This is a genomic window from Pseudomonas sp. R62 (genome assembly GCF_000257605.1).
GTDB lineage: Bacteria > Pseudomonadota > Gammaproteobacteria > Pseudomonadales > Pseudomonadaceae > Aquipseudomonas > Aquipseudomonas atacamensis.
Window position 1 is genome coordinate 937,856 of the sequence record NZ_JH635999.1, and the last position, 3,451, is coordinate 941,306.

Annotated in this window: 5 protein-coding genes and 1 pseudogene; 4 read left to right on the top strand and 2 right to left on the bottom strand. The window is 60.2% G+C overall.

Annotated features, from left to right (window positions below; translation table 11 throughout):
• Positions 1–79: 79 nt before the first annotated feature.
• The gene (locus OQK_RS22565; protein ID WP_016774408.1) at positions 80–829 is read right to left on the bottom strand and encodes an SDR family NAD(P)-dependent oxidoreductase; all 750 of its coding nucleotides are present in this window, start codon (positions 827–829) and stop codon (positions 80–82) included.
• A gap of 194 nt (positions 830–1,023) precedes the next feature.
• Here OQK_RS22565 and OQK_RS22570 point away from each other — a divergent pair, with 194 nt between their 5' ends.
• The 4 genes from OQK_RS22570 to OQK_RS22585 all read left to right on the top strand — a co-directional run bounded on the left by OQK_RS22570 (position 1,024) and on the right by OQK_RS22585 (position 3,070).
• Complete coding sequence (locus OQK_RS22570) at positions 1,024–1,941, top strand: LysR substrate-binding domain-containing protein (RefSeq protein ID WP_016774409.1); 918 nt, start codon at positions 1,024–1,026, stop codon at positions 1,939–1,941.
• An 82-nt stretch (positions 1,942–2,023) separates the two neighbouring features.
• Complete coding sequence (locus OQK_RS22575) at positions 2,024–2,248, top strand: DUF2188 domain-containing protein (RefSeq protein ID WP_016774410.1); 225 nt, start codon at positions 2,024–2,026, stop codon at positions 2,246–2,248.
• 100 nt (positions 2,249–2,348) lie between these two features.
• On the top strand, positions 2,349–2,828 hold the full coding sequence (locus OQK_RS22580; protein ID WP_238537247.1) for a hypothetical protein: 480 nt from the start codon (positions 2,349–2,351) through the stop codon (positions 2,826–2,828).
• Complete coding sequence (locus OQK_RS22585) at positions 2,828–3,070, top strand: hypothetical protein (protein ID WP_016774412.1); 243 nt, start codon at positions 2,828–2,830, stop codon at positions 3,068–3,070. The genes OQK_RS22580 and OQK_RS22585 overlap by 1 nt, the downstream gene beginning before the upstream one ends.
• A gap of 202 nt (positions 3,071–3,272) precedes the next feature.
• Here the strand turns inward: OQK_RS22585 and OQK_RS29525 are convergent.
• Positions 3,273–3,451, bottom strand: a pseudogene (locus OQK_RS29525) (LysR family transcriptional regulator); the annotation flags it as partial.

Consider the following 3,451-nt stretch of genomic DNA (forward strand, 5'->3'; position numbering starts at 1 on the left):
TATTGACCGCCAGGCCATCAGGCCCGGCTGCGTCATCGATCCAGAACCGCACGGGCCACGCAGGCCCGCCCAGAGTTACTCAGTGAATCAGCATGCCGCCGTTCACATCGAGGGTGATGCCGGTCAGATAAGCGGACAGGTCGCTGGCCAGAAACAGCGCGGCGTTGGCGACGTCCTGCGCTTGACCCAGGCGCCCGAGCGGAATGCCTTCGATGATGGCGTGGCGGCGTTCATCCTGCATCAGGCCGCCGGTGATGTCGGTGTGAATCAGGCCGGGAGCGATGGAGTTGACGCGGATATTGTCCGGCCCCAATTCCCGCGCCATGGCCTTGCCCAGCCCCAGCACACCGGCCTTGGCCGCGCTGTAATGCGGGCCGCCGAAGATGCCGCCGCCGCGCTGGGCCGACACCGACGACATGCAGACGATGCTGCCGGAAGACTGTTGGCGCATCAGCGGAATCACCGCCTGGGACATGAGCAAAGTGCCGCGCAGGCTGACGTCCAGCACCTTGTCGTAGTCCGAAGGGCGAATATCCAGAGTCTTCAGTGGCTGGGTGATGCCGGCGTTGTTGACGAGAATATCGATGCGCCCGAAGTGCTCGATGATGGCGGCGACGGCTTGCTGAACCTGCGCTTCGTCGGCCACGTTGGCCGCCAGGCCCAGATGACCTTCGCCCAGTGCTGCGGCGGCGTCACGTGCTGCGGAGGCATCCAGATCGAGGATGACCACGCGAGCGCCGTGTTGCGCAAACGTTGTGGCGGTAGCGCGGCCAATGCCACGGGCAGATGCGGCACCGGTAATGATTGCGACTTTGCCTTGAAGAAGCATGGAGGATTCCCTCGAATTGTTTTTATTGGGTCGGTGTGTAAGTAACCGATGACTCAGCTTGTCCTCCGGGGCGAGCGTGAGCAATAACGCGGAAGTCACTCAATGCTGAAAAAAATTCAGCACTCGTCAGGCCGTTTCGCAAATGCTTGAATGAAACCGGTCCGTACATCACAAGAAATCACCACGGAGTCCCCATGCGCTCTGACACTGAGGCATCGATCATCCTGCCACCGCTGAAAGCAATTCAGGCCTTCGAACAAACCGCGCGCTTCGGCAACGTCGCCAGGGCAGCAGAAGTGCTGGACCTGACCCCCTCGGCAGTCAGCCATCAACTGGCGAAACTCGAAGGGATGATCGGCCGGCAATTATTCGTTCGCGCTGCTCGGGGCGTCTCGCTGACGCCGGTCGGCGAGCAATACCTCAAGGAAGTCTCCGGGATTCTGCACAGCCTCGCCGTTGCCACCGAGCGTGCGGCCAGCGATGTCAGCCTCGATTGCCTGCGCTTGCACTCATCGCCAAGCTTCGGCCTGCTCTGGCTGATGCCGCGCCTGGAAGCGTTTCGCGCCAGTCATCCGGACATACAGATCAATCTGTCGTGCTCCTATGAATCGCTGCACTTCAGTCGCGACAAGATCGACGTCGATATCCGTCACGGCCTGCCGAACTGGCCCAGTTATGAGGTGCGCACGGTCAGGAACGAGACGTTCGCGGTGCTGACCTCACCGAAACTGCTCGCGCAACGCCCGGTACTCGGCGCGGCGGATCTGCTGGAGTGCGATCTGATCCTTTCCGAGGCCACTCTGCTCAAATGGCCGCAATGGTTTGCCCAGCATGGTCTGGCGCGTCCGGAGCGGCCGTACGCGCTGAGCTTCGATCGTTCATACATGTCGCTGGAAGCCGCGAGTCATGGCTTGGGTTTCGCACTGGAAAGCACATTGCTGGCGCAAAAGTATCTGGCAGCGGGCACGCTGGTTGAAGTCGCGCCTGAATCTCTGAGTGCTGCGGTGGCTGCGCACCATCTGGTATTCCCCAAAGCGCATTCGAGCTTTCCACGGGTCAGGCGTTTTCTGGCGTGGATGGAGAGTGAATTGGGGCACGAATTCGCGTATTGAGTCGGGATCAATTCTTTCAAACTCTCTGAATTGCTCAAGGTCAATCCATTATCGGTCACATATTCACGTCAGAGGTGAAGGAATGGATAACTACCACATCAACAAAAACCAGCAGCGCTGGGAACTGGTCAAAGAGGGCGCGCAGCGTGCGTCGAAAACGGCTGCGACCAAAGCCGAGATCACCCAGATCGCCAGCGACTACCTCCAAGACAAAACCGCCTCGCTGAAAATCCATAAAGAAGACGGGACGATCCAGGAAGAACGCACCTTTCCGCGCGCAGCCGACCCGCGAAAAACCAAAGGCTGAGCAGGCTGTTCTTTTCTGTGTTCATCGTTTCTTCAGAAGGGTCTGATTTATGGTCATTGCATGTCTGGGATGGGGCTCACTGATCTGGAAACCGGACGGCTTGCCGCTGGCCAGCGAGTGGTTTGCCGACGGGCCGCAGGTACCGGTCGACTTCGTTCGCGTCAGTGACACTGGCGAGTTGACTACAGCCATAAGCGCGAACGCGCCGCCGTGCAAAGTGCTGTGGTCGGTCCTCGACGTGACCGATCTCGATCAGGCCCGCGAACTCCTGCGTATTCGAGAAGGCGTGCCGGAGGGCAGGGAGGATGGCATCGGCAGCTTCACCGTCGGTCCCTCGGCGATGGGCGTGCTTGCTGAATGGGCAATTCCTCGGCAACTGGATGCAGTGATCTGGACGGCGCTGCCCGGGAGATTCAAGAACATCGAAGGCCTGGTGCCGAATGTCGACGACGCAGTTTCTTATCTGGCCGGGTTGAGCGGCGCGGCGCACGAACAAGCGCGCGACTATATCGAACAGGTGCCGGCGCAGATCGACACGCCGTATCGCCGTGAAATCATTGCCAGGCTCGGGTGGAAATAATGAGCACCCGCAGCCAGGCGCAGATTGCCGCTATCTTCGATCAGCTGTTGGCACTGCGAGAAAGTGTCGACATTCTCCAGCACGTGGAGAGCGCTAGCGTCGAGTCGCTGCGTGGCCATCAGACCGTGGACGCCCCCGAGTCGCTGGATCTGGTGTTTCAAAAGCTGCAAGAAGACATCGCCAGCATGGAGGAAACGTTGGCGACGATTGCCGAGGCGACCGGGGACGTGTCGAAGTTGTGAGGGGGTCGCGGGGCTGGCATGCAGAGATGATGTGGCTGGTCTGGCGCCTTCGCGAGCAGGCTCGCTCCCACAGGGATTTGCGTCACATCCCGGAAATCAATCGATTTTTAAATCCCATGTGGGAGCGAGCCTGCTCGCGAAAGCGCTGGATCTGGCACTTACTCTGTTGGATGTGCCGACGTTATCGCGAGCAGGCCCGCTCCTACAACGGGGCTGGATCCACGCGCAACGCATCCACCACCAGAGAAAACGCCGGCGACGGTTGGCGGCGGCTGGGGTAGTAGAGGTGGAAGCCACCGAACGGTTCGCACCAGTCTTCCAGCACTCTGACCAAACGCCCTTCGGCCAGATGCGCACCGAACTCGTCTTCAGGCAGGTAGG

Bases quoted from the DNA above. Each gene is read 5' to 3' on its own strand.
- OQK_RS22575 (WP_016774410.1), top strand. From the start codon at position 2,024: ATGGATAACTACCACATCAACAAAAACCAGCAGCGCTGGGAACTGGTC.
- OQK_RS22585 (WP_016774412.1), top strand. From the start codon at position 2,828: ATGAGCACCCGCAGCCAGGCGCAGATTGCCGCTATCTTCGATCAGCTG.
- OQK_RS22565 (WP_016774408.1), bottom strand. From the start codon at position 829: ATGCTTCTTCAAGGCAAAGTCGCAATCATTACCGGTGCCGCATCTGCC.
- OQK_RS22570 (WP_016774409.1), top strand. From the start codon at position 1,024: ATGCGCTCTGACACTGAGGCATCGATCATCCTGCCACCGCTGAAAGCA.